Below are 26,272 nucleotides of genomic sequence, written 5' to 3'. Positions count from 1 at the left end.
GGATTTACATGACGGAAAAAGTTCTATTATCTGTTCAAGATTTGAAACGCCATTTTGACATTGGACATGGGGAGACATTAAAGGCGGTTGATGGGATAAGTTTTGATATTATCAAAGGAGAAACATTCGGTTTAGTAGGAGAATCAGGTTGTGGCAAATCCACCGCAGGTCGAACTATTTTAGGATTGTACAATAGAACAGAGGGAAAAGTTCTGTTTGAAGATAAAAATGTGCATGAGATGAGTGACAAAGAAAGAACAGGGTACTTGAAAAAGATGCAAATGATCTTCCAGGATCCTTATGCATCTTTAAACCCCCGTTCCACTGTGTTTGAAATTATTGCAGAACCGATGGAAATACATAAACTATATAAAAAGGAAGAGTTAAAGGCAAGAGTGTATGAATTACTAGAGGATGTTGGACTGAACAGAGACCATGCTAATCGCTATCCTCATGAATTTTCTGGAGGGCAACGCCAACGAATTGGTATAGCTCGGGCACTAGCATTAGATCCGGAGTTTATCATAGCGGATGAGCCTATTTCTGCTTTAGATGTGTCGGTTCAAGCGCAAGTAGTGAAGCTACTCCAACGGCTACAAAAAGAAAAAAATCTTACCTATTTGTTTATTGCGCATGATTTGTCGATGGTCAAGTATATCTCTGACCGAATAGGGGTCATGTATCTGGGACATATGGTAGAACTGACCACGAGTAACCAATTATATGAAGATCCACTGCACCCGTATACAAAGGCTTTGTTATCAGCAATTCCAATTCCAGACCCTGATATAGAGGAATCACGGGAACGTATTCTATTGCAAGGAGAGCTACCGAGCCCGATTAATCCACCTTCTGGTTGTGTGTTTCGTACAAGATGTGCACACGCTATGTCCATTTGTACGGAAGAAAAACCGTCTTGGAAGGAGCAAGAGCCCGGTCATTTTGTGGCATGTCATCTTTATAATTAATAGACTTCTTTATATTATATTGTTGAGGGAGAAATCACTTTTAAAGAAGATTGTTCATTTTGTGTAAAGGCACTTAAGCCTTCTATTTCTGGTTTTTTTGTCGATTTCTACTCGCTTTATTGACCCCGCAGGGAGCAATCATAGAAACGAAGGCTGAGAATTCCAAAACGTGTGTAGACAATTTGTAATTAGCATCATACTGTCCCGAGGAGGCTCGACCTCGACCTCGCCCGCGTAAAGCGTCCGCATGAAACGAAAATCATCAGTATTATAAAGTACCAACATTCAAAATGGCAACTTGCATAATTATATGTTGACGGATTGCTAATACTTGTAGTATTCTGAAAATAACTTAAAGAAAGGAGTGAGGCATTATGGCAAATGTATATACGTATCCACGAATCAGTAAGTTCATGATGTCCCACTCTGTATGTCTCTAACCAGATATATGCTTCTTTACTAATGGCCGGGAAACCATGACTGCTGATTCGTGCAGTCATGGTTTTTTTATTGTCTAGCAATAGCTGCCATCAATGTGCAGCTTGTGCTTTTATTCAAACGGAAATTAGGAGGAAGTTAAATTGAATTTAATCGAACAATATGGTTGGAATAGTAATTGGGAAGAAAAAATAGCGGGTAATGGAATTGCGGGTCGAGTGCTACTGGAACATAAAAATTTATATAAAGTCATGACCAACGAAGGGGAGTTACTAAGCTCACTTTCTGGGAAATTTAAGTTTGATCATGGTAGGGAAGCATTTCCGGCAGTTGGAGACTGGGTAGTTCTTGAACAAATGCCTGGCGAGGAAAAAGGAATCATTCACGAAGTGCTTCCTCGCAGCTCTCAGTTCTCGAGGAAAATGGCGGGATTGACGACGGAGATTCAACTGATTGCAGTTAACGTTGATTATGTATTTCTAGTGATGTCGCTCAATCATGACTTCAATGTCCGTAGGTTAGAGAGATATTTATTGGCTGCATGGGATTCAGGAGCGACACCTGTTGTGGTGTTAACGAAAAAAGATGCCTGTGATGACCTAGAATATTATATAAAAGAAGTGGAAGCTATTGCATTTGGTGTAGACATATTTGCAGTGAGTAGTGTTACAGGCGAGGGTATTAATCGTCTAGGAAATCTATTGGCAGCACATAAAACGGGCGCACTTCTAGGATCTTCTGGAGTTGGGAAATCTTCTTTGATTAACGCCTTGTCAGGCGTAGAGGTAATGACTGTAAATGATATAAGAGAAGATGATAGTAAGGGACGTCATACGACCACGCATAGAGAGCTAACGCTGTTACCGGAAGGTGGCTTATTAATCGATACACCTGGTATGAGGGAGTTTCAACTTTGGGATACGAGTGATGGAGTTAGTGCTAGCTTTCAGGATATCGAAGAGCTTGCATTAGCGTGCCGGTTTCGTGATTGTCAGCATGTAAAAGAGCCGGGCTGTTCTATTCAAGAGGCTATTTACACGGGTGCGCTTAAACAAGAACGCTATAAAAGCTATGTAAAACTAATGAGAGAACTTGCACATATCGATCGAAAAAATGATGCAGTAGCTAAAAAAGCTGAAACGAATAAATGGAAGCAAATTACGAAATCTCAACGAAATAATTATAAAAAGAAAATTTAATTTTAGATATGAGGTAAAGGATGATTCAATTAGTCAATAACGAGGATGCAAAAGTCGCGGAAAGCATTTTATCGATTCAATTACCAGCATATAAAGTAGAAGCTGATTTAATCGGGTTTGATGGGATTCCACAGCTTTTGGATACTGTAAAAGATATAAGGAAATCCAGAGAACTATTTCTTGGGAAGTTAGATGGCTCGAAAATGATGGGTTTTATTTCTTATGAAGATACAGATGAACTAATTGATATTTGTAGACTTGTAGTAGATCCTAATCATTTTCGAAAAGGGATTGCATCGGAGTTATTAACTTATCTATTGAATGTCAAAGCTAGCGAAAAAAAGGTAGTTGTATCAACTGGTGCAAAAAATATACCTGCAATCACATTATATGAGAGACATAATTTTAAGAAATTAGAGGATATTGAAATAGAACCGGATTTCTATATAACACAACTAACATACGAGGGAAAAAAGATTTATTGAATAAGAATATTCATTTTAATATATCCTAAACTACAAACGACTGTTTGTAGTTTTTTTCTTCTTTTTAAGGGCAAATCGTATCAATTGCACATGCGAAAAATTCTAGTTATAATATAGTCAAAGTTAGTCAAAGTCAGTTTATGAGAAGAGGTGAGAAGGTGAAAAATATATCTGACATAATTGAAGGTTATTTGAAGGCTATTATAGAAGAAGGAAGTAAGGAACAAATTGAAATTAAGCGAAGTGAAATTGCAGAAAAATTTCAGTGCGTCCCATCTCAAATAAATTATGTAATCAATACTCGATTTACCCAAGATCGCGGATACTTGGTAGAAAGTAAACGAGGTGGAGGTGGATATATTCGAATCCTCCGCGTTCGAGCTCATACGAAGGCTGATTTAATAGAGCATATTATACAAACACTAGAAAATGGGGCTTCTGAATCCGTAACGGAAGATATCGTTTTTCGGTTAATAGACGAGGATGTTATTTCTAAGCGTGAAGCAAAACTCATTTTAGCAGCTTTAAATCGAACTACTCTAGCCATTCCTCTACCAGCAAGAGATGAACTACGATCACGTATATTATGTGCCATGTTATTAACGTTAAAATATGAAAAAAGTGAAAAATGAACGGGGTGTGTTGAAAGGTGATTTGTGAAAATTGTAAACAAAGACCAGCGAAAGTAACGGTTACCCAAGTGCATAATGGTGAACACTTTGAAAGACATTATTGTGAGGTCTGTGCAAATAGCCTCCACCCGTTTTATGTAGAGTACAAACAAGACCCATTATCTCTACATCAGCTATTATCGAACTGGTTTAGTCAAACAGAACAACAACCAATGCAACATAAACAACAAAAAAACATGATAGTATGCGATGAATGTGGCTGGTCAATTCAGCGGTTTTTAGACGAAGGGAAATTTGGTTGCGCAAATTGCTACAACAGTTTCCGTCCACAGTTACCTAATGTATTTAAGAGACTTCATAATGGAAATACGAAGCATATTGGAAAGGCTCCAGGTGCGCTAGGGGAAAAAATTGCTATAAAAAAACGTATAGAAGCGATTCGCTCTCAAATGAAAGATGCGATTGACACTGAAAGTTTTGAGGAAGCCGCAAAGCTGAGAGATGAAGCCAGAGATTTGGAAAATCAACTTTCTACAGGAGGTGACCAAACTGATGTCAATTGAACATTTTTTAGACAACTCAATTTCTAGTTGGATGGCTGGGGAAGGAAAGCATTCGGATATTGTTATGAGTACAAGAATACGTTTAGCTCGAAATCTGAATGGCTATCGTTTTCCTTTAGCATTTACAGAAGATGAGGCGCATAAAATTGACCAATCTGTTTCTGCCACTTTACTGGACGCAAGTGACGAACTGCATATGCAATTTTCTTCCTTCCATATAAAGGATGTATCCGAACTAAGTCGCCAGGTATTAGTAGAAAAACATTTAATCAGTCCAAAGCTTGCTAACTCACCTATGACCGGATCGGTTTTATTATCAAATGATGAATCTGTTAGTGTGATGGTCAATGAAGAGGATCATATTCGTATACAATGCCTTTTTTCGGGGCTTCAAATCCAAGAAGCATATGCGCAGGCAGATGAGTTAGATCGTGTATTAGATAAGGAATTACCCTATGCTTTTGACGAGCAGTTTGGATATTTAACAAGTTGTCCTACCAATACAGGTACTGGTTTACGTGCATCTGTAATGATGCATTTACCCGCATTAACGATGACGAAACAAATGAATAGAATTGTTACCATCATTTCAAGGTTAGGAATGGTAGTAAGAGGAATTTACGGAGAAGGTAGTGAAGCGCTCGGTAATGTTTATCAAGTATCCAACCAAACCACACTTGGTAAGTCAGAAGAAGACATACTTGCCGATCTTCAAAGTATTACTGAACAAATTATTCAAAAAGAAAGAGAAGCGCGAGATGCACTTCTAAAGCATTCGGCCAATACACTAGAAGATCGACTGTATCGATCTTTAGGAACTTTATCATTTGCTCGTATTATGGCGACAGATGAAGCGGCAAGGTGCCTATCAGATGTGCGATTAGGAATAGATATGGGACTAATAGAAGATGTTGATATGTCTATCTTGAATGAATGTATGGTGTTTATGCAACCAGGATTTCTGCAAAAATATGCAGGAACTTCACTGAACACCTCCGAGCGGGATATGTTTCGCGCGAAGCTGTTAAGGGAACGATTGCAAAAAGAAGAAAAACAGAAAACAAAAGGAGAGGAATCTGAATGATGTTTAATCGTTTTACACAAAGATCTCAAAAAGTATTACAACTAGCACAAGAAGAAGCTATTCGCTTAAAGCATGAGTCCATAGGGACAGAACATATATTACTTGGTCTTATCCGAGAAGGTAGTGGAATAGCTGCTAAAGCATTAGAAGCAATAGAAGTAGACCTAAAAGTAATCGAAGCAGGGATCGAGGAACTAGTAGGAGCAGGTAAAGAAGAAGTTGGACCAATTGTTAACTACACACCTCGTGCGAAAAAGGTAATTGAACTTTCAGTAGATGAGTCACGAAAATTAGGTCACTCATACATTGGAACTGAGCATCTTTTACTTGCACTTATCCGTGAAGGAGAAGGTGTAGCAGCTCGTGTTCTAAATAATGCGGGAGTTAGTTTAAACAAAGCTCGTCAACAAGTACTTCAATTACTAGGAAGCACAGAGCAAGCACATGGTAATGGAAACAATGGAGCTGCTCCGGCTAGTACACCAACACTAGATGGCCTAGCTCGTGACTTAACGCAAATTGCAAGAGAAGGCACACTAGACCCTGTAATTGGTCGTAGTAAAGAAATTACAAGAGTAATTGAAATCTTGGCTCGTCGTACAAAAAACAACCCAGTTCTAATTGGAGAGCCAGGTGTTGGTAAAACAGCTATTGCAGAAGGGCTTGCACAGCAAATCGTACAAAATGAAGTGCCGGAAATCCTACGCGATAAACGTGTGATGACGCTAGATATGGGTACAGTTGTTGCTGGTACAAAATATCGTGGGGAATTTGAAGACCGTTTGAAAAAAGTGATGGATGAAATCCGCCAAGCAGGTAATGTTATCTTATTCATTGATGAACTTCACACATTAATTGGTGCTGGTGGAGCAGAGGGTGCTATCGATGCATCGAATATTTTGAAGCCCGCTCTTGCTCGTGGAGAAATTCAATGTATTGGTGCGACAACGCTGGATGAGTATAGAAAATATATTGAAAAAGATGCAGCATTAGAGCGTCGTTTCCAACCAATTCAAGTAGATGAACCTTCAGTAGCTGAAGCGATCCAAATTATTTACGGTTTACGTGATCGTTATGAAGCACATCATCGTGTGAAAATTACGGATGCAGCTGTAGAAGCTGCTGTGAAAATGTCAGATCGTTATATTTCTGATCGTTTCTTACCGGATAAAGCGATCGACTTAATAGATGAAGCAGGATCTAAAGTACGTTTACGTTCGTATACAACACCTCCTAATTTGAAAGAATTAGAAGCAAAGCTAGAAGCTATCCGATCTGAGAAAAATGCTGCTGTTCAAAGTCAGGAATTTGAAAAAGCTGCATCATTCCGTGATAAAGAACAAAAGCTTAAAGATGAACTAGAAAAAATGAAAAACAATTGGAAAGAAAAGCAAGGAAAAGAAGAGTCTGAAGTAACAATAGAAGATATAGCGGCGGTTGTGTCTATGTGGACTGGAGTACCAGTTTCTAAACTGGCACAAACAGAATCTGAGAAGCTATTAAAACTGGAAGATAAATTACACGAAAGAGTTATTGGTCAAAGTGAAGCAGTGGACGCAATTTCAAGAGCTATTCGTCGTGCTCGTGCGGGACTTAAAGATCCAAAACGTCCTATTGGCTCCTTTATCTTCTTAGGACCTACCGGTGTAGGGAAAACCGAGCTTGCTCGTGCATTAGCAGAAGTGATGTTCGGAGACGAGGATGCGATGATTCGAGTAGACATGTCTGAGTACATGGAAAAACATTCAACTTCTCGTCTAGTTGGTTCTCCCCCAGGATATGTAGGGTTTGACGACGGTGGGCAATTGACAGAAAAAGTACGTCGTAAACCATATTCTGTTATCTTATTGGATGAAATTGAAAAAGCACACCCAGACGTCTTTAATATTCTGCTTCAAGTGTTAGAGGACGGACGATTAACAGACTCTAAGGGTCGCACAGTAGATTTCCGTAATACGGTAGTCATCATGACATCTAATGTCGGTGCGGATGCACTTAAATTCAATAAATACGTTGGATTTAACCTAAAAGAAGGCGGCAAGACAGACTATAAAGATATGAAAGGCAAAATGCTAGAAGAATTGAAGAAAGCATTCCGCCCAGAATTCTTAAACCGTCTAGATGAGATGATTGTGTTCCATTCTCTTGAAAAAGACCATTTAAAACAAATTGTTTCACTAATGACAGAGCAGTTAGCGAAACGTTTGAAAGAACAAGGTATTGAGTTAGAAATTACAGAAGCAGCACAAGATAAAATTACAACTGAAGGATATGAACCAGAATATGGTGCGCGTCCTTTACGCCGTGCAATTCAAAAACATGTAGAAGATCGTCTTTCCGAAGAGCTTTTAAAAGGAGAAGTATTGGATGGGCAACATGTAATATTTGATGTAGAAGACAATGAATTCGTGGTTCGCACTAAAGCTTTAGTTACAGAAGGTTAATATAGCGGGCATTCCGAAAAAGATTTCCGGAATGCCCTTTTTACATAGTAGGAGGTATTATGGCTAAAAAGAAAACGAAATTTATGTGTAACTCATGTGGTTATGAATCTGCAAAATGGATGGGAAGATGTCCTGGATGTGGAGAATGGAACACTATGGTAGAAGAAACTGAAATAGTATCCAAAGGTCCAAAACGCTCCTTTCAGCATTCGGACGGGGTAGCGCAGAAGGCTACCCCGATTATTTCAGTAGTAACAGCCGAAGAACCCCGGGTGACAACCGATTTTGCTGAATTGAATCGTGTTCTTGGTGGGGGTATTGTACCAGGATCGCTAGTGTTAATAGGGGGAGACCCGGGTATAGGAAAGTCTACTCTTCTTTTACAGGTTTCAGCTTTACTTGCCAATAAGGGAGAGCGAGTGCTATATATTTCGGGCGAGGAATCTATCCGTCAGACCAAGCTTCGTGCAGAACGTTTAGGGGTGACCTCAGCTGAGCTTTATATCTACTCAGAAACCAATTTAGAACTAATCAATGAAACTATTGAAAGTGTAGAGCCCAAATTTGTCATAGTGGACTCTATTCAAACTGTTCATCATCCAGAAGTGACTAGTGCACCAGGGAGTGTATCGCAAGTTAGAGAATGTACAGCAGAGCTTATGCGAATAGCCAAAACGAAAAATGTAGCAATCTTTTTAGTGGGACACGTAACGAAAGAAGGGCAAATTGCAGGCCCACGTATCTTGGAACATATGGTAGACACCGTATTGTATTTTGAAGGAGAACGTCACCATACGTATCGTATTTTAAGATCTCAGAAGAACCGTTTTGGCTCTACGAATGAAATTGCCATTTTTGAAATGATTCAATCTGGATTAAAAGAAGTGCTTAATCCGTCTGAATTATTTTTGCAGGAACGATCTCACGGAGCAGCGGGGTCCGCAATTGTTGCCTCTATGGAAGGTACCAGACCTATTTTAGTAGAGATTCAAGCGCTAGTGACTCAATCTAGCTTTAATTACCCGAAACGTATGGCTACTGGTATTGATCAAAACCGTGTTTCATTACTAATGGCGGTACTGGAAAAGAGAATGGGATTGCTGCTTCAAACGCAAGATGCTTATATAAAAGTTGCAGGTGGAGTAAAATTAGATGAACCTGCGATCGATTTAGCCGTCCTAGTAAGTATCGTCTCTAGTTTCCGGGATACAGGGGTTACACCAACAGACTGTTTTATCGGAGAAATCGGTTTAACTGGAGAAGTGAGAAGGGTGTCTAGGATTGAGCAGCGGGTGCAAGAGGCAGCGAAGCTTGGTTTTAAAAGAGCGATTGTTCCTGCATCTAATTTAGGTGGTTGGGATTATCCAAAAGGCATCCAAATTATAGGGATTGAAACAGTTAACGAAGCGATGAAAGAGGCATTTTCGTAATAAATAAGAGGATAAGTACTATTGTCTAGCTCCAGCGCCTAGCCCGCCTGAGTCGTTTTGGAATTTCAGTAAAGGTCAAGGACGCCTTTACATGAAATTCTTCTAGCGTTTGTCAGGGCTGGCATAGGCGTCATGTGCTTTTCTTATTAGACTTATTGTGAAAGATGGAAGTATAATAAAATAAATGGAGGTGGCATACTTGTTAAAATGGATTATTCAAATTGCGTTTATTTTAATTGGTGGAACATTGGGTTTACTATTCTTACCGCACTTATACGAGCTTTTTAATTTATCTAACAACCCTTGGATTCACAATCCTTATGTATCCGTTTTAGTTGGAGCAGTATTGTTATACGTGGCTGCATTATTTATGACCGATTACTTAGTTAACTTTATCAAGTGGATGGAAGAACGATTATTAAAAGCGCCAATTGGAGATTTGCTATTCGGAACGCTAGGATTGGTTATTGGATTAATCGTTGCCTTTTTCCTTGGTTCTGCGCTTAATAATATTGCTATACCGGGTATTGGATCGGTTGTGCCGGTACTATTGTCGATTGTTTTGGGATACTTAGGTTTCCAAGTTGGTTTTAAAAAGCGTGATGAACTTCTTCAGGTTTTTACTCCTTCCAAACAAAGTAGTAACAAAAAGAAAACAGTTGATGAGGATAACCAAGAATTGAGTTTAGGAACATATAAATTGTTAGATACTAGTGTTATTATCGATGGTCGTATTTCGGATATTTCGGTAACAGGATTTATCGAAGGCGTTCTTGTCGTTCCTCAATTTGTTTTGACGGAGTTACAGCATATTGCGGATTCCTCGGATACGCTTAAACGAACAAGAGGGCGCCGAGGGTTAGATGTATTGAAGAAACTACAAACGGAAAGAGCTTCTGCTGTACTAATCGTGGAAGAAGACTTCGAGGATATCCAAGAGGTTGATTTAAAGTTAGTTCGTCTAGCTAAAAAGATGAATGGAATCGTTGTAACGAATGACTTCAATCTAAACAAGGTTTGCGACCTGCATCAAGTGCGTGTTTTGAATATTAATGACTTGGCAAATGCAGTAAAACCGGTCGTTATTCCCGGGGAAATAATGCATGTTGTCGTTATTAAAGATGGTAAAGAACACAATCAGGGTGTCGCATATTTAGATGATGGAACGATGATCGTAGTGGAAGGCGGTAAGGCATATATTGGACAGGCGATAAACGTAGAGGTGACAAGTGTGCTTCAAACGTCGGCCGGTCGAATGATATTTGCAAAACCACAAGACTCGAAATAAAGAAAAAAGGGTTGTTTCCTTTGCGAAAGGAATACGCCCTTTTTCTGTGTGATGGAGGTTCAATAGCATGATATATACTGTTTTATTGCCAGCTGCAGGCAGTGGGAAACGAATGGGCGCTGGTCAAAATAAGTTATTTTTAGAACTACGTAATATTCCTATTTTGATACATACTTTACGAGTATTTGACAGAGATCCGAATTGTGAGCAAATAGTGTTGGCTGTGAAGAAAGAGGAAAAAATATTTATTGAACGGCTACTAAAAGAATATTGCATTACGAAGGTCGCTGCAATAGCAGAAGGTGGAGACGAGCGTCAGCATAGTGTATATGCAGCTTTAAAGGCTGTTACATCTAAAGGTATCATACTCGTTCATGATGCTGCACGACCATTTATTCATCAGGAAGTAATACAACAATTAGTGGAAGCTGCAAATACTACTGGAGCAGCTGTTGCGGCAGTTCGGGCAAAAGATACAATGAAAAAAGTAGAAGATGGTATAATCCAAGAAACGGTGAATCGAGAAAGCTTGTGGATTATTCAAACACCTCAAGCATTCCAGTATACATTATTAGAAAAAGCAGAAAGATTAGCGGAAGCGGCAAATTTTCTTGGAACAGATGAAGCGATGCTCGTGGAAAGATTAGGAGAGCCTGTTCATATTGTTGAAAGTACCTATGATAATGTGAAAATGACAACGAGGGAAGATCTTCTATATGGAGAAGTTATATTAAATAAGCGGGAGGAACAATAATATGATGCGAATTGGACAAGGGTTCGATGTACATGAATTTGCGGATAATCGTCCGTTAATAATAGGAGGGATCGAGATCCCTTACGAACGAGGGCTAATCGGCCACTCAGATGCAGATGTACTGCTACATACAATTACAGATGCAGCTTTAGGTGCGATTGGAGAAGGGGATATTGGCAGGCATTTCCCAGATACAGACCCAGATTTTAAAGATGCAGATTCAGCAAAGCTACTAGAGCATATTTGGAACCTAGTAGATGCTCGTGGATATAAGTTAGGAAATATCGATTGTACAGTTATTGCACAAAAGCCGAAAATGGCACCATATATCGAAACAATTCGTAAGCGTGTAGCTGAGTTACTTCAAGCGGATGTATCGCAGGTAAATGTGAAAGCTACCACAACGGAAAAACTTGGATTTACAGGCCGTGAAGAAGGAATAGCGTCAATGGCGACAATATTGCTTCTTAAGAAAGACTAACTTTAAAAAATATATAAGCAATGGTAGAATGAATAAAGTTTAAATGTTCGAAAACTAGGAGGATATACTTATGACACAAGAAGTTCGCGTACGCTACGCGCCAAGTCCAACAGGATTTTTACATATTGGAGGAGCACGTACAGCATTATTTAACTATTTATATGCACGTCACCATAATGGTAAATTTATCGTTCGTATTGAAGATACGGATATTGAGCGTAATGTCGAGGGTGGCGAGTTATCACAACTTGACAACTTAAAGTGGTTAGGAATCGACTATGATGAGTCTGTAGATATTGGTGGACCATATGCGCCGTATCGTCAAATGGAGCGTCTAGATATATATACAAAGCACGCAGAAGAAATGTTAGAAAAAGGACATGCCTATAAATGTTTCTGTTCTTCAGAGGAATTAGAAGCAGAACGTGAAGTACAAAAGGAAAAAGGTATTGCAGCTCCTATGTACAATGGTAAATGCCGTCATTTATCTAAAGAAGAAGTACAAGCAAAAGAGGATGCTGGCCAACCATACACGATTCGTGTGCGTGTACCGGAAAATGTAACTTATACATTTGAAGACTTAGTTCGTGGATTAGTAACTTTTGAATCTAAAGACGTTGGTGACTGGGTACTAGTGAAAGCTAACGGGATCCCAACTTATAACTATGCTGTAGTATTAGATGATCACTTTATGGAAATCTCTCATGTATTCCGTGGGGAGGAACATTTATCAAACACCCCAAAACAACTAATGATCTTTGATGCATTCGAATGGGCATATCCGAAGTACGGTCACATGACACTAATCATCAATGAAAACCGTAAAAAGCTTTCAAAACGTGATGAGTCAATTATCCAATTTGTTACACAGTACAAAGATTTAGGGTATTTACCGGAAGCAATGTTTAACTTCTTTGCATTATTAGGCTGGTCTCCTGAAGGAGAAGATGAAATCTTCACCAAAGAGGAATTAATTAAAAACTTTGATGTGTCACGTCTTTCTAAATCACCATCGATGTTCGACAAACAAAAACTTACATGGATGAACAACCAATATATTAAACAGCTGCCACTTGAAAAAGTAGTAGAACTTGCACTACCACATTTACAAAAAGCTGATTTACTTCCAGCTGAATTATCCGAAGACGAACTTGCGTGGGCAACAAAGCTAATTGCTCTTTATCATGAGCAAATGAGCTTTGGGGCTGAAATTGTTGAGTTATCTTCATTATTCTTTGACCACGAAATTGCATATACTGAAGAAGCAACAGAAGTACTAGCTGGGGAGCAGGTTCCTGAGGTTATGGCTGCATTTAAAGCACAGCTAGAGGGCTTAGAAGCATTTGAAGCTGCTGAGATTAAAGCTGCCATTAAAGCAGTGCAAAAAGAAACAGGTCACAAAGGGAAAAACCTTTTCATGCCAATTCGTGTAGTGACAACTGGTCAAATGCATGGTCCAGAACTAGCTGATGCTATCAGTTTAATCGGGAAAGAGAAAGTAATTGCTCGCGTTGCCAAATTTGCAAAACAATAAGATTGACTTTCCCCTTACAAGGTGTGAAAATGGTGATACAAATTCGAAAGCGAAATGAATAGCCAAGCGAAGACGAGGAGAAGTAAGTAACGCACGTTCTTTAGAGAGGACCATCACCGGCTGAAAGTGGTCTGAGCCCATGAGTTACTGAAATGCACCTCCGAGCGTCATGCCGAACTTTTAAGTAGGCTGAACGTATCATCTGCGTTAAAGATGCAAAGTGGGAAAAGTATTCGTATTTTTCCAATCAGAGTGGAACCGCGCTTATTGCGTCTCTGTCTATATTTATAGACAGAGACTTTTTTTATGGAGAAAAATGAAGGGAGGCAATCTTGTGTTCGAACGAATGAAAGAAGATATTGCAGTAGTATTTGAACAAGATCCAGCAGCAAATAGCAAGCTAGAGGTGGTATTAACATACGCAGGTCTACATGCAATTTGGAGTCATCGTATTGCACATGCATTATTTAAAAAGAAATTCTTTTTCTTAGCACGTGCCATTTCACAAGTTAGTAGATTTTTTACAGGTATCGAAATTCACCCTGGGGCGACAATTGGGCGACGCTTTTTTATCGATCATGGCTCTGGCGTAGTCATTGGAGAAACCTGTGAAATCGGAGATGATTGTACAATCTACCAAGGTGTCACACTAGGTGGTACCGGGAAAGAAAAAGGGAAGAGACATCCCACTCTTCGCAATAATGTGCTAATCGCTACAGGAGCAAAAGTATTAGGATCGATTACAATTGGAGAAAATAGTAAAGTCGGAGCAGGGTCTGTTGTATTAAAAGATGTACCTACTAATTCAACTGTTGTTGGTATTCCGGGTGTAGTCGTAATTCAAGACGGTATAAAAGTGAAGCGAAATCTCGATCATCAGGACCTGCCTGATCCGTTTGCTGATCGATGTAAACAAATGGAAGCTAAAATAGAAGAGCTTCATAAAGAAATCGACCATTTAACGAAAGAAAAGGAGAGAAATTGGTCATGACAATCCAAATTTTTAATACATTAAAGCGTGAAAAAGAACCGTTTATCCCACTTGAAGAAGGCAAGGTCAAAATGTATGTATGTGGACCAACTGTTTACAATTATATTCATATAGGAAATGCGCGACCTGTAATTGTGTATGATACGGTAAGAAAGTATCTACAATATCGTGGGTATGACGTGACATACGTTTCTAACTTCACAGACGTGGATGACAAAATTATTAGAGCGGCCAACGAACTGGGAGAAGAGGTCTCAGAGCTTACGGAACGTTTTATCAACGCTTATTTTGCAGACGTGGAAGCGCTTGGCTGCAATCGAGCAGATTCACATCCCCGTGTAACGGATCACATGGATCAAATTATTGAATTTATAAAAATATTAGAGGAAAAAGGGTATGCTTACGAATCTCAAGGAGACGTATATTATCGCACGAGAAAATTTGATGGGTATGGCAAGCTTTCTCATCAATCTGTAGACGACTTAAAAGTGGGGGCACGCATTGAAACTGGGGAAAAGAAAGAGGATGCCCTCGATTTTGCACTTTGGAAAGCCGCAAAGCCTGGAGAAATCTTCTGGGAAAGCCCTTGGGGACAAGGGCGTCCCGGATGGCATATTGAATGCTCCGTGATGGCTCGCGAAATACTAGGAGATACTATTGATATTCATGCAGGAGGGCAGGATTTAACTTTCCCTCACCATGAAAATGAAATTGCCCAGTCAGAAGCAAGAACTGGTAAGACATTCGCAAGATATTGGATGCATAATGGGTATATAAATATAGACAATGAAAAAATGTCGAAATCACTCGGAAATTTTGTATTGGTGAATGATATTCGTCAGCAAATTGATCCTCAAGTATTGCGTCTTTTCATGCTGAGTGTTCACTATCGAAACCCAATTAACTATTCAAAAGAATTAGTGGAGCAGGCGGAGGCAGGTTTGGACCGTATAAGAACTGCTTACGATAACTTAGTTCATCGCTTAAGTACGACTGCAAATTTAGGAGACCATGATGATATTTGGTTACAAAAAATTGCGGATGTGAAAGTACAATTTGAAACAGCGATGGATGATGACTTCAATACAGCAAATGGAATCGCAGCTATTTTTGAATTGTCGAAACTTGCGAATACGTATTTACAAGAAAAACAAACCTCTGAAGCTATATTGAAACAATTTATATCTGTAATGGATACATTAACGGCTGTACTAGGACTAACGTTTGCTAAAGAAAAAGAAGTATTGGATGAAGAAATCGATGCATTGATCGAAGAACGCAATCAGGCAAGAAAGGATCGTAACTTTGCCCGTGCCGATGAAATTAGAGATCAATTAAAAGAATTAAACATAATTTTGGAAGATACTGCACAGGGTATCCGATGGAAAAGAGGATAAACTTGTGGAGAACTTAAAACTATCAGATGTAAAACAACTAAATTCTTTGGCACTTGCCTATATGGGTGATGCTGTTTTCGAACAAGTCGTTCGGGAACACCTCATCCGCTCTGGGCGAGTTCGACCAAATATTTTACACAAAGAAGCCACTAACTATGTATCCGCGAAAGCACAAGCGACGATTGTAAAGGAAATGTTAGATAAGGAGTTTTTAACAGAAGATGAACAAGCAGTTCTTCGAAGAGGGCGTAATGCAAAGTCAGGATCAGTCCCAAAAAATACAGATGTTATTACTTATCATCATAGTACAGCGTTTGAAGCGGTCGTTGGGAGTCTATACTTGAGTGGACAAATGGAGCGTTTGCAAGAAGTGTTACATTTTTCGATTAACTTTATCGATGAACAGAAAGGTGCGAAAAAGTAAATGACAGAGAAAAATGATCAAACAGAGCAAACTGGAGAGCTTATAGCAGGAAAAAATCCTGTAGTTGAAGCCCTTCGTGCGGGTAGAGATATGAACAAGGTCTGGCTTGCTGAAGGCATTCAAAAAAGCGGCGTATCTGAAATTATTCAACTAGCCAAAGACGCTGGAATAATCGTACAGTTCGTACCTAAAAAGAAGCTAGATAACTTAACAGATGCGAATCACCAGGGGATAGTCGCATCGGTTGCTGCATACCGTTATGCGGAATTAGACGATTTATTTGAGCTAGCAGCTAGCAAGCAAGAGGATCCTCTTTTTATTATTTTAGATGAACTTGAGGATCCTCATAATCTTGGTTCTATCATGCGAACTGCAGATGCGGTAGGGGCTCATGGAATTATTATTCCGAAAAGAAGAGCAGTTGGTCTGACGGCGGTAGTCGCAAAAGCATCTACGGGAGCAATCGAACATATTCCGGTTTATCGTGCGGGTAACTTAGCACAAACGGTTGATGAGCTTAAAGAACGGGGTGTTTGGATTGCTGGAACGGATGCGGAGAAGTCTACTGATTATCGAAATATGGATGCGACACTTCCACTTGCCCTTATTATTGGTAGTGAAGGAAAAGGAATGGGTCGACTGTTAAAAGAAAAATGTGATTTTCTTTACTATTTGCCAATGGTCGGTCATGTTACAAGTCTTAATGCGTCTGTTGCAGCCTCCGTTTTGTTATATGAAATATGGCGCGTAAGAAATCCGCTAAAAGGATAAGAAGATGCAAATTCTACTTGTCGATGGATATAATATCATCGGCGCATGGAGCGAGTTAAGGAAGTTAAAAGAAGTGAAATTACTAGACGCTAGAGACCGCTTGATCGAGCTGATGGCAGAATACAAAGCATATACAGGTGTTCGAGTGATTGTGGTCTTTGATGCGCACTTAGTCCCTGGCATTGAAAATAAAAAGAAACAATACAACGTAGAAGTTATTTATACGAGAAAAAATGAAATTGCAGATGAACGCATTGAAAAGTTAACAAAAGAATTGAGTAGTAGAAGAGTCCAAATATACGTAGCTACATCAGATTTGACCGAGCAACGAGTTATATTTGGACAAGGGGCCTTGCGAAAATCGGCAAGAGAACTAGAAATTGAGATGTTGTCGATTTCCTCCAAAATAACAAAAAAAGTGAAAAGTATTCAGGGTGATAAGCCGACTTCCAATATCCCATTAACAGCAGAAGTTGCAGAAATTTTCGAAAAATGGCGAAGAGGAATGAAATGATTCATTGACGCTATAAATTTCCTTCCTGTATAATTGGAATAATATTCTTGTTAGCTGAGGTGACTTCATTGGAAAAGACAGAGCAGAATCTACAATTAGATAGTTTACTAGATGAAGAGCTTGTAGAGATGGTTCATCAAGGAAACACTGAAGCGCTAGATTTTTTAATAACAAAATACCGTTCTTTTGTCCGTATGAAGGGAAGATCATACTTTTTAATAGGGGCCGATAAGGAAGACATCCTCCAAGAGGGAATGATCGGATTGTATAAGGCGATTCGGGATTTTAAAGAAGAGAAACTTGCTTCTTTTCGAGCGTTTGCCGAATTATGCATCACTCGACAAATAATAACCGCTATTAAAACTGCTACTCGCCAAAAACATATTCCGCTAAATTCCTATGTATCATTGGACAAACCTATATATGATGAGGAATCCGATCGAACATTGATGGATATGATCGCTGGTTCGGTTATAGATGACCCAGAGGAATTAATCATCAATCGAGAAGACTTTGATTATATGGAAGGTAAAATGGCGGAAATACTGAGTGAGTTAGAACAACAAGTACTCGCCTTATACTTAGATGGTCAATCTTATCAAGAAATCTCTGAAGAATTGAATCGCCATGTGAAATCGATCGACAATGCATTACAACGCGTAAAGCGTAAACTAGAACGTTATATGGAGATTGGTAGTAATTATGCATAACTGGTATTTTGTTGACATGATATGTGTAAGATGATAATCTTGAAAAAGACTTATACGCTTAACTAAGGTGATAATATGGTAAAGAAGACTGTCTTAAGCTGTGTCCAATGTGGCAATCGTAATTACACGGTTCCTGCATCTAAAGAGAATGTAATCCGAATTGAACGTAAAAAATATTGTGCACATTGCAATGCGCATACGCTTCATAAACAAACGTTATGAATATGAAAATAAGATAGATTTTTTGTGTGGGGGTTTAGCTAAAATGGCTAATGTTGGTGGCTTTTTCAAAAATGTAATGACTGAAATGAGAAAAGTAAGTTGGCCTAGACGAAAAGAGCTTACTAAATACACTGTAATTGTGCTTGCTACTGTTGTAGCAGCGGCTGTATTTTTTGCTGTAGTTGATTTAGGTATCTCTGAATTGTTCCGTTGGTATTTAGCATTATAATAACTAGCATGTAAATATTTGAAAATAGCCCGTCTTATTAAACGAACGGGTTTTTTCATTTGTCTTGAGAAAAGGAGGGGACGGACGACTAGTCCTGACACTATGGAAAAAAATTGGTATGTTGTTCATACGTACTCTGGGTATGAAAACAAAGTAAAAGCAAACTTAGAAAAACGAGTAGAAACAATGGGGATGTCGGATAAAATATTCCGTGTATATATCCCTGAACAAGAGGAAACAGATTTTAAAGACGGTAAAAAACGTGTCGTTGTTAGAAAAACATTTCCTGGATATGTTTTTGTAGAACTTATCATGACAGATGATGCTTGGTATGTAGTGAGAAATACACCGGGTGTAACTGGATTCCTTGGTTCTTCAGGTGGCGGAACAAAACCAACACCTTTAGCTCCAGAAGAAGTGCAATCTATGCTGAAACAAATGGGCGATGCTGATCGTGTGGTAGAGGTAGACTTTACGATTGGTGAGTTAGTCGAAGTATTAGAAGGACCGTTTGCGCACTTCCAAGGTAAAGTAGAAGTGATTGATTTAGATAAAGGCAAAGTAACTGTTTCTGTTGATATGTTTGGTCGAGAAACCAATATGGAACTTGATTTCGAACAAGTTATTAAAATATAATTTGTGTTTCCACTTGCTAAAGGTGGAGAATAGTGATATCATTTCAAAGGTCAGACTGAAAATAGGTCTGTATTAATTTTTCTAATGTTATCAGCGCAGAGCTGAGAGACAGATATTTGAGTGGGAGGGGCAACCCAATTACCACATCACGGACTTAAGGAGGTGTGTCTCGTGGCTAAAAAAGTGATTAAAGTTGTTAAATTACAAATTCCTGCTGGTAAAGCAAATCCAGCACCGCCGGTTGGTCCAGCATTGGGTCAAGCAGGTGTTAACATCATGGGATTCTGTAAGGAGTTCAACGCACGTACTGCTGATCAAGCAGGTCTAATCATTCCGGTTGAAATTTCTGTATTTGAAGATCGTTCATTTACTTTCATTACAAAAACTCCGCCGGCAGCAGTGTTACTTAAAGTAGCAGCAGGTATTCAATCTGGATCAGGTGAACCGAACCGCGTAAAAGTGGCGACAGTGAAACGTGAAAAAGTTCGCGAAATCGCAGAACAAAAAATGCCAGATTTAAACGCAGCATCTGTTGAAGCAGCTATGTTAATGGTTGAAGGTACTGCACGCAGCATGGGTATTACGATCGAAGACTAATACTTAATGTGCATTTTGATATGACGCATTGTTTTTTGGAAGGTTGTAGTTGTTCATATAGGATAACTGCAACCTTTACACGTGGGAGGTTTATTCCGCTAAAACCACTATCAAGGAGGACATTTATAATGGCTAACAAAGGTAAAAAGTTACAAGAAGCAGCTAAATTAGTAGAAGCTTCAAAATTATACTCAGCTAAAGAAGCTATTGAGCTTGCAAAAAAAACAAGCACAGTTAACTTCGATGCAACTGTAGAAGTTGCTTTCCGTTTAGGAATCGATACTCGTAAAAATGACCAACAAATCCGTGGAGCAGTAGTTCTTCCAAACGGAACTGGTAAAACTCAACGCGTATTAGTATTCGCTAAAGGTGAAAAGTTAAAAGAAGCAGAAGCTGCTGGTGCAGATTATGTAGGCGATACTGAATATATTAACAAAATCCAACAAGGATGGTTTGACTTCGATGTAATCGTTGCGACACCTGATATGATGGGTGAAGTTGGTAAAATCGGTCGTGTACTTGGACCAAAAGGTTTAATGCCAAACCCTAAAACTGGTACAGTTACATTTGATGTGACAAAAGCTATCGAAGAGATTAAAGCTGGTAAAGTAGAATACCGTGCTGAAAAAGCAGGGATCATTCACGCTCCAATCGGTAAAGTTTCTTTTGAAGACGATAAATTAGTAGAAAACTTCTTAGCTGTATTTGATGTAATTCAAAAAGCTAAGCCAGCAGCATCTAAAGGTGTTTACATGAAGTCTGTGAATATCACGACTACTATGGGACCAGCTGTAAAAGTTGATACTTCATCAATTAAATAATAGTTGACAGTCAAAGGTCTATCTGTTAGAATGACCTTTGTGTTAAATATACATTTGTACCGAAGACAGTAGGAGCAATAAACTGCTTAATTTCCTACCGAGGACAAGTAAATTCAGATTCTTTTAAGATGATGACTTTCTGCCTCTGTGTCTATTCGTAGAACAGAGGCTTTTCTTTTGTCGGTATAAATGGCCAATTCTTATAGGAGGTGCCAAGATGAACAAAGCAATCGAAACGAAAAAAGTGCAAGTTCAAGAAGTTGCTGAAAAGTTTAAAGCTGCTGCTTCCGTAGTAGTTGTTGACTACCGCGGTTTGAACGTTGCGCAAGTAACAGAATTACGTAAACAGCTTCGTGAAGCGGGTGTGGAATTCAAAGTTTACAAAAACTCAATTACACGCCGTGCTACTGAAATTGCTGGAGTTGACGGGATTAACGAAAGCCTTGTTGGTCCAAACGCAGTAGCGTTTTCTAACGAAGACGTAATTGCACCAGCTAAAATCATTAATGATTTTGCTAAAAAGAACGAACAACTTGAGATTAAAGCAGGGATCATCGAAGGAACTGTAGCATCTGCTGAAGATGTGAAAGCATTAGCAGAACTTCCATCACGCGAAGGACTACTTTCTATGCTTCTTTCAGTACTTCAAGCTCCGATGCGCAACTTTGCGCTTGCAACAAAAGCTGTTGCAGAACAAAAAGAAGAGCAAGGTGCATAATTTATTACGCGGCTTAAACACTACAAAAAGGCTTGTAGCCTAAAATTACCCATAATAGGAGGAAAATAAAATGAATAACGAACAAATCTTAGAAGCTATCAAATCAATGACAGTTCTTGAATTAAACGACTTAGTAAAAGCAATTGAAGAAGAATTCGGTGTTACTGCTGCTGCTCCAATGGCAATGGCTGCTGGTGGCGGAGCTGCTGCTGAAGAAGAAAAAACTGATTTTGATGTAATCCTTGCATCTGCTGGAGATCAAAAAATCAAAGTAATCAAAGTGGTTCGTGAAATCACTGGTCTTGGATTAAAAGAAGCTAAAGAAGTAGTTGATAACGCTCCTAAAGCACTTAAAGAAGGCGTTTCTAAAGACGAAGCAGAAGCTTTCAAAGCGCAACTTGAAGAAGTTGGCGCAGGCGTAGAAATCAAGTAATTTTTGTACAATTCGAAGAAAAAAGCTCGTCTGTAAACGACGGGCTTTTCTTCGTATGTATTATGGAGGGTGATTCGGTGTCTGATCATTATTACTCTAGGAAACCTCAAACGGAAAGTAAACCGCGTCATTGGAATTTTACATTGCTGGGGTATAATTTTCGGTTTGAAACAGATGCTGGTGTATTTAGTAAGAGCGAAGTAGATTTTGGCTCCCGTGTATTAATCGATGCCTTTGAAGCACCAGGTCTAGAAGGTCCAATTTTAGATATAGGTTGTGGATATGGGCCGATAGGTCTCTCTATTGCAAAAGCAAATGAGGGAAGAACAGTTCATTTGGTAGATGTTAACACACGTGCAATCCAACTTGCAGAAAAAAATGCTGCTGCTAACGGGATACAAAATGTACGAATCTATGAAAGTGATGGATTGTCAGCGGTTGACACTGCGAACTTTGCGGCTATTATAACTAATCCACCGATTCGCGCTGGGAAAGAAACTATTTTTCGTTTCTATTATGAGTCCTATGAAAAGTTAGTTTCAAAGGGAGAATTGTGGGTTGTAATTCAAAAGAAACAAGGGGCACCATCAACTTTTAGTTACTTAGAAGAGATTTTTGGTCAAGTAGACGTTGTAGATAAAGCTAGAGGTTATTGGATTATTAAAGCTACAAAGATTGACTTGACAAAATCGCTATGATATTATAATAAAATGCAAAAATATTATTTTGAGGACGTATGCCCTTTTGAATAAAAAAGAGTAGAAATGGGTATACTGGCCGAGAAAAAGTTTGGTTAATCGAAAATGAGCTCTTGTTAAGAACTCGTTTTCTTTTTGTCTTTCGATATCATACACCAAAATGTTCATATCGAAAAGACCTAATATCGCTTTAATTGAGGGGTGAATGAGTTGACAGGTCAACTAGTTCAATACGGACAACACCGCCAACGCAGAAGTTTTGCGCGTATTAGTGAGGTGCTGGAACTACCGAATCTAATCGAAATTCAGACGGCATCTTATGAATGGTTCCTTGAAGAAGGTTTACGTGAAATGTTCAAGGATATTTCACCAATCGAGGACTTTACAGGCAATCTATCACTTGAATTTGTCGACTATAGTTTAAACGAACCGAAATATTCGGTCGACGAATCGAAAGAACGTGACGCAACATACGCAGCACCACTGCGCGTAAAAGTACGTCTCCACAACAAAGAAACGGACGAAGTAAAGGAACAAGATGTCTTCATGGGTGATTTCCCATTAATGACTGAAACTGGAACTTTCGTTATTAACGGAGCTGAGCGCGTAATCGTATCTCAGTTAGTCCGCTCACCAAGTGTTTACTTCCATGATAAAACAGACAAAAATGGTAAAAAAGGCTTTGGATCAACAGTAATTCCGAACCGTGGTGCTTGGTTAGAATATGAAATCGATGCAAAAGACGTGGTTTACGTTCGTATAGATCGTACACGTAAATTACCAGTTACTGTTTTACTTCGCGCATTAGGCTTTGGATCAGATCAAGAAATTATCGATTTAATCGGTGACAATGAATATTTACGTAACACGCTAGAAAAAGATAATACAGAAACATCTGAAAAGGCGTTGCTGGAAATCTATGAGCGTTTACGTCCCGGTGAACCACCAACAGTGGAAAGTGCAAAGAGCCTGCTATACTCTCGCTTCTTTGACCCAAAACGCTATGATTTAGCGAATGTTGGTCGTTACAAAATGAACAAAAAATTGCATATTAAAAATCGCTTGTTTAACCAAACAATAGCCGAAACGCTAGTGGATCCGGAAACAGGAGAGATTTTAGTAGAAGCTGGTACGTTAATTGATCGTCGTGTACTAGATCGTCTAATTCCTCATCTTGAAAACGGCATCGGCTTCAAAACATTATCTCAAGTAGGTGGTGTTTTAGAGGACGACATTACAATCCAATCGATTAAAATTTATGCTCCAAATGATGAAGAACAAAAAGAAGTTAATGTTATAAGTAATGCGTATGTGGAAACAGAGGTAAAAAACATTACGCCAGCTGATATCGTTTCATCTATCGGTTACTTCTTTAACCTTTTGTTCAACGTTGGAAACACGGATGATATCGATCATCTAGGTAACCGTCGTTTACGCTCTGTTGGTGAGTTACTACAAAACCAGTTCCGTATTGGTCTTTCACGTATGGAACGTGTGGTACGTGAGCGAATGTCTATTAACGATACACAATCAATCGTTCCACAACAATTGATCAATATACGTCCAGTTATTGCATCTATCAAAGAATTCTTTGGTAGCTCGCAATTATCTCAGTTCATGGATCAAACGAACCCACTTGCTGAGTTGACACACAAACGCCGTCTATCGGCGCTTGGGCCCGGTGGTTTAACACGTGAGCGTGCAGGATTCGAAGTACGTGACGTTCACTACTCTCACTATGGTCGTATGTGTCCGATTGAAACACCTGAGGGACCGAACATCGGACTTATTAACTCGCTTTCAAGTTTTGCGAAAGTAAATAAGTTTGGATTTATTGAAACACCATATCGCCGTGTTGACCCGGAGACGGGGCTAGTTACATCACGTATCGACTATTTAACTGCAGATGAAGAGGATAACTATGTGGTAGCACAAGCGAACTCTCCATTATCTGATGAAGGTGAATTCCTTAAAGAAGAAGTAGTAGGTCGTTTCCGTGGAGATAACACCGTGTTTAGAAAAGAACAAATTGATTACATGGACGTTTCGCCGAAACAAGTCGTTTCTGCAGCAACAGCATGTATTCCGTTCTTGGAAAACGATGACTCCAACCGTGCGCTTATGGGAGCAAACATGCAACGTCAAGCTGTTCCACTATTAAACCCAGAAGCTCCATTCGTTGGAACTGGTATGGAACATGTGAACGCTCGTGACTCAGGTGCTGCGGTTATTGCGAAATACCACGGAATTGTTGAGCATGTTGAAGCAAAAGAAATTCGTGTTAGACGTATTGAAGAAGTGGATGGAAAAGAAGTTAAAGGTGACTTAACATCTTATAAAGTTCATAAATTTGAGCGTTCAAACCATGGTACATCTATAAATCAACGTCCAATTGTAAAAATTGGTGATCGTGTTAAACCTCTGGATATTCTTGCAGATGGTCCTTCTATGGAACAAGGAGAGCTTGCTTTAGGACGTAATGTACTAGTAGCTTTCATGACATGGGACGGATACAACTATGAAGATGCCGTTATTATGAGTGAACGTCTAGTGAAAGATGATGTATATACTTCCGTGCATATTGAAGAATATGAATCAGAATCACGTGATACAAAACTTGGGCCAGAGGAAATTACGAGAGATATTCCAAATGTCGGTGAAGACGCATTGCGCAACTTGGACGACCGTGGAATTATCCGTATTGGTGCAGAAGTTCGTGATGGAGATATTCTTGTTGGGAAAGTAACGCCTAAAGGAGTTACAGAACTAACAGCTGAAGAACGTTTACTACACGCAATCTTCGGTGAAAAGGCTCGTGAAGTTCGTGATACTTCTCTACGTGTACCTCATGGTGCAGGCGGGATTGTATTAGACGTAAAAGTATTTAATCGCGAAGATGGCGATGAGTTATCTCCAGGTGTTAACCAATTAGTTCGTGCTTATATCGTTCAAAAACGTAAAATCTCTGTTGGAGATAAAATGGCCGGACGTCATGGTAATAAAGGGGTTATCTCGCGTATTCTTCCAGAAGAAGATATGCCATTCCTTCCAGACGGCACACCAGTTGATATCATGTTAAATCCACTTGGGGTACCTTCTCGTATGAATATCGGGCAAGTTTTAGAGCTTCACTTAGGTATGGCTTCAAGACTTCTTGGCGTTCATATGGCGTCGCCAGTATTTGATGGTGCTAACGAAGAAGACGTTTGGAACACAATGGAAGAAGCAGGACTTAACCGTGACGGTAAAACTATCCTTTATGATGGACGTTCAGGTGAACCATTTGATAACCGCGTATCTGTAGGGGTTATGTATATGATCAAACTTGCCCACATGGTAGATGATAAGTTACATGCTCGCTCAACAGGACCTTATTCACTTGTTACGCAACAGCCTCTTGGAGGGAAAGCGCAATTTGGTGGACAGCGTTTTGGAGAGATGGAAGTATGGGCACTAGAAGCTTATGGTGCTGCTTACACGTTACAAGAAATCTTAACAGTAAAATCCGATGACGTTGTTGGACGTGTGAAAACATACGAAGCAATTGTTAAAGGTGAAAGTGTACCAGAACCAGGAGTTCCTGAGTCATTCAAAGTATTGATCAAAGAACTACAAAGTTTAGGTATGGATGTTAAGATGCTTACGATCGATGAAGAAGAAATCGAGCTTCGTGATTTAGATGAAGATGATGATATTCCGGCAGCTGATGCACTTGGTATTTTGCCAATCGCAACTGAGGAAGAGCCGGTTGGAACAGTAGAATAAATAAAGAAAAGCGCAAGGTGCCACCATTGCACTAAGCAAATTCTAG

General features: G+C 39.3%; 27 protein-coding genes and 2 other annotated features. All 27 genes read left to right on the top strand.

The window, feature by feature from the left end; genetic code table 11:
* Positions 1–8: 8 nt before the first annotated feature.
* The gene (locus tag KD050_RS10110; protein ID WP_211896003.1) at positions 9–968 is read left to right on the top strand and encodes an ABC transporter ATP-binding protein; all 960 of its coding nucleotides are present in this window, start codon (positions 9–11) and stop codon (positions 966–968) included.
* A 581-nt stretch (positions 969–1,549) separates the two neighbouring features.
* On the top strand, positions 1,550–2,605 hold the full coding sequence (rsgA, locus tag KD050_RS10105; protein ID WP_211896002.1) for a ribosome small subunit-dependent GTPase A: 1,056 nt from the start codon (positions 1,550–1,552) through the stop codon (positions 2,603–2,605).
* A gap of 20 nt (positions 2,606–2,625) precedes the next feature.
* Entirely contained in the window at positions 2,626–3,090 is a 465-nt protein-coding gene (locus KD050_RS10100; protein WP_211896001.1) for a GNAT family N-acetyltransferase, read from the top strand.
* A gap of 158 nt (positions 3,091–3,248) precedes the next feature.
* Positions 3,249–3,722: a CtsR family transcriptional regulator gene (locus tag KD050_RS10095; protein ID WP_090567701.1), complete on the top strand. Its 474-nt coding sequence runs from the start codon at positions 3,249–3,251 to the stop codon at positions 3,720–3,722.
* Between the two features lie 17 nt (positions 3,723–3,739).
* Complete coding sequence (locus KD050_RS10090) at positions 3,740–4,285, top strand: UvrB/UvrC motif-containing protein (protein WP_211896000.1); 546 nt, start codon at positions 3,740–3,742, stop codon at positions 4,283–4,285.
* Positions 4,275–5,369 carry a protein-arginine kinase McsB gene (locus KD050_RS10085; protein WP_211895999.1) on the top strand — a complete coding sequence of 365 codons (1,095 nt, stop codon included), beginning with the start codon at positions 4,275–4,277 and terminating at the stop codon, positions 5,367–5,369. The genes KD050_RS10090 and KD050_RS10085 overlap by 11 nt, the downstream gene beginning before the upstream one ends.
* Entirely contained in the window at positions 5,366–7,813 is a 2,448-nt protein-coding gene (locus KD050_RS10080; RefSeq protein ID WP_211895998.1) for an ATP-dependent Clp protease ATP-binding subunit, read from the top strand. Before KD050_RS10085 ends, KD050_RS10080 begins: the two co-directional genes overlap by 4 nt.
* Positions 7,814–7,872: 59 nt before the next feature.
* A complete protein-coding gene (radA, locus tag KD050_RS10075) occupies positions 7,873–9,243 on the top strand; it encodes a DNA repair protein RadA (RefSeq protein ID WP_211895997.1) in 1,371 nt (456 codons plus the stop codon).
* A 199-nt stretch (positions 9,244–9,442) separates the two neighbouring features.
* A complete protein-coding gene (locus tag KD050_RS10070; protein ID WP_211895996.1) occupies positions 9,443–10,531 on the top strand; it encodes a PIN/TRAM domain-containing protein in 1,089 nt (362 codons plus the stop codon).
* Positions 10,532–10,598: 67 nt separating this feature from the next.
* Positions 10,599–11,285, top strand: coding sequence for a 2-C-methyl-D-erythritol 4-phosphate cytidylyltransferase (gene ispD / locus KD050_RS10065; RefSeq protein ID WP_211895995.1), 687 nt, complete (start codon positions 10,599–10,601; stop codon positions 11,283–11,285).
* A gap of 1 nt (position 11,286) precedes the next feature.
* Positions 11,287–11,766: a 2-C-methyl-D-erythritol 2,4-cyclodiphosphate synthase gene (gene ispF / locus KD050_RS10060; protein WP_211895994.1), complete on the top strand. Its 480-nt coding sequence runs from the start codon at positions 11,287–11,289 to the stop codon at positions 11,764–11,766.
* A 70-nt stretch (positions 11,767–11,836) separates the two neighbouring features.
* On the top strand, positions 11,837–13,300 hold the full coding sequence (gltX, locus tag KD050_RS10055) for a glutamate--tRNA ligase (RefSeq protein WP_211895993.1): 1,464 nt from the start codon (positions 11,837–11,839) through the stop codon (positions 13,298–13,300).
* 60 nt (positions 13,301–13,360) lie between these two features.
* Positions 13,361–13,580 (top strand) — a binding site (T-box leader).
* Positions 13,581–13,634: 54 nt separating this feature from the next.
* The gene (cysE, locus tag KD050_RS10050; RefSeq protein ID WP_211895992.1) at positions 13,635–14,291 is read left to right on the top strand and encodes a serine O-acetyltransferase; all 657 of its coding nucleotides are present in this window, start codon (positions 13,635–13,637) and stop codon (positions 14,289–14,291) included.
* Positions 14,288–15,688: a cysteine--tRNA ligase gene (gene cysS, locus KD050_RS10045; RefSeq protein WP_211895991.1), complete on the top strand. Its 1,401-nt coding sequence runs from the start codon at positions 14,288–14,290 to the stop codon at positions 15,686–15,688. Before cysE ends, cysS begins: the two co-directional genes overlap by 4 nt.
* Before the next feature lie 4 nt (positions 15,689–15,692).
* The gene (locus KD050_RS10040; protein ID WP_305080250.1) at positions 15,693–16,112 is read left to right on the top strand and encodes a Mini-ribonuclease 3; all 420 of its coding nucleotides are present in this window, start codon (positions 15,693–15,695) and stop codon (positions 16,110–16,112) included.
* Positions 16,113–16,883: a 23S rRNA (guanosine(2251)-2'-O)-methyltransferase RlmB gene (gene rlmB / locus KD050_RS10035; protein ID WP_211895990.1), complete on the top strand. Its 771-nt coding sequence runs from the start codon at positions 16,113–16,115 to the stop codon at positions 16,881–16,883.
* A 4-nt stretch (positions 16,884–16,887) separates the two neighbouring features.
* Positions 16,888–17,397 carry an NYN domain-containing protein gene (locus tag KD050_RS10030; protein WP_211895989.1) on the top strand — a complete coding sequence of 170 codons (510 nt, stop codon included), beginning with the start codon at positions 16,888–16,890 and terminating at the stop codon, positions 17,395–17,397.
* A gap of 68 nt (positions 17,398–17,465) precedes the next feature.
* Complete coding sequence (gene sigH, locus KD050_RS10025; RefSeq protein WP_370627209.1) at positions 17,466–18,107, top strand: RNA polymerase sporulation sigma factor SigH; 642 nt, start codon at positions 17,466–17,468, stop codon at positions 18,105–18,107.
* A gap of 75 nt (positions 18,108–18,182) precedes the next feature.
* The gene (rpmG, locus tag KD050_RS10020; protein ID WP_211895988.1) at positions 18,183–18,329 is read left to right on the top strand and encodes a 50S ribosomal protein L33; all 147 of its coding nucleotides are present in this window, start codon (positions 18,183–18,185) and stop codon (positions 18,327–18,329) included.
* Positions 18,330–18,372: 43 nt separating this feature from the next.
* Positions 18,373–18,558 carry a preprotein translocase subunit SecE gene (gene secE / locus KD050_RS10015; RefSeq protein WP_211895987.1) on the top strand — a complete coding sequence of 62 codons (186 nt, stop codon included), beginning with the start codon at positions 18,373–18,375 and terminating at the stop codon, positions 18,556–18,558.
* A gap of 102 nt (positions 18,559–18,660) precedes the next feature.
* Positions 18,661–19,194, top strand: a complete 534-nt coding sequence (gene nusG, locus KD050_RS10010; protein ID WP_211895986.1) for a transcription termination/antitermination protein NusG — start codon at positions 18,661–18,663, stop codon at positions 19,192–19,194.
* A 171-nt stretch (positions 19,195–19,365) separates the two neighbouring features.
* A complete protein-coding gene (gene rplK / locus KD050_RS10005; protein WP_139176005.1) occupies positions 19,366–19,791 on the top strand; it encodes a 50S ribosomal protein L11 in 426 nt (141 codons plus the stop codon).
* A gap of 128 nt (positions 19,792–19,919) precedes the next feature.
* On the top strand, positions 19,920–20,612 hold the full coding sequence (rplA, locus tag KD050_RS10000; protein WP_211895985.1) for a 50S ribosomal protein L1: 693 nt from the start codon (positions 19,920–19,922) through the stop codon (positions 20,610–20,612).
* Positions 20,613–20,653: 41 nt separating this feature from the next.
* Positions 20,654–20,797 (top strand) — a sequence feature (ribosomal protein L10 leader region).
* A gap of 32 nt (positions 20,798–20,829) precedes the next feature.
* Complete coding sequence (rplJ, locus tag KD050_RS09995; RefSeq protein WP_211895984.1) at positions 20,830–21,330, top strand: 50S ribosomal protein L10; 501 nt, start codon at positions 20,830–20,832, stop codon at positions 21,328–21,330.
* Positions 21,331–21,400: 70 nt separating this feature from the next.
* The gene (rplL, locus tag KD050_RS09990) at positions 21,401–21,763 is read left to right on the top strand and encodes a 50S ribosomal protein L7/L12 (RefSeq protein WP_211895983.1); all 363 of its coding nucleotides are present in this window, start codon (positions 21,401–21,403) and stop codon (positions 21,761–21,763) included.
* Between the two features lie 77 nt (positions 21,764–21,840).
* The gene (locus tag KD050_RS09985; protein WP_211895982.1) at positions 21,841–22,461 is read left to right on the top strand and encodes a class I SAM-dependent methyltransferase; all 621 of its coding nucleotides are present in this window, start codon (positions 21,841–21,843) and stop codon (positions 22,459–22,461) included.
* A 210-nt stretch (positions 22,462–22,671) separates the two neighbouring features.
* Complete coding sequence (gene rpoB / locus KD050_RS09980; protein ID WP_211895981.1) at positions 22,672–26,226, top strand: DNA-directed RNA polymerase subunit beta; 3,555 nt, start codon at positions 22,672–22,674, stop codon at positions 26,224–26,226.
* The last annotated feature ends 46 nt before the right edge of the window (positions 26,227–26,272 follow it).

Origin of the sequence: Psychrobacillus sp. INOP01 (assembly GCF_018140925.1) — a bacterium.
Taxonomy (GTDB): domain Bacteria; phylum Bacillota; class Bacilli; order Bacillales_A; family Planococcaceae; genus Psychrobacillus.
This window is presented reverse-complemented; position numbering and strand designations above follow the sequence as displayed.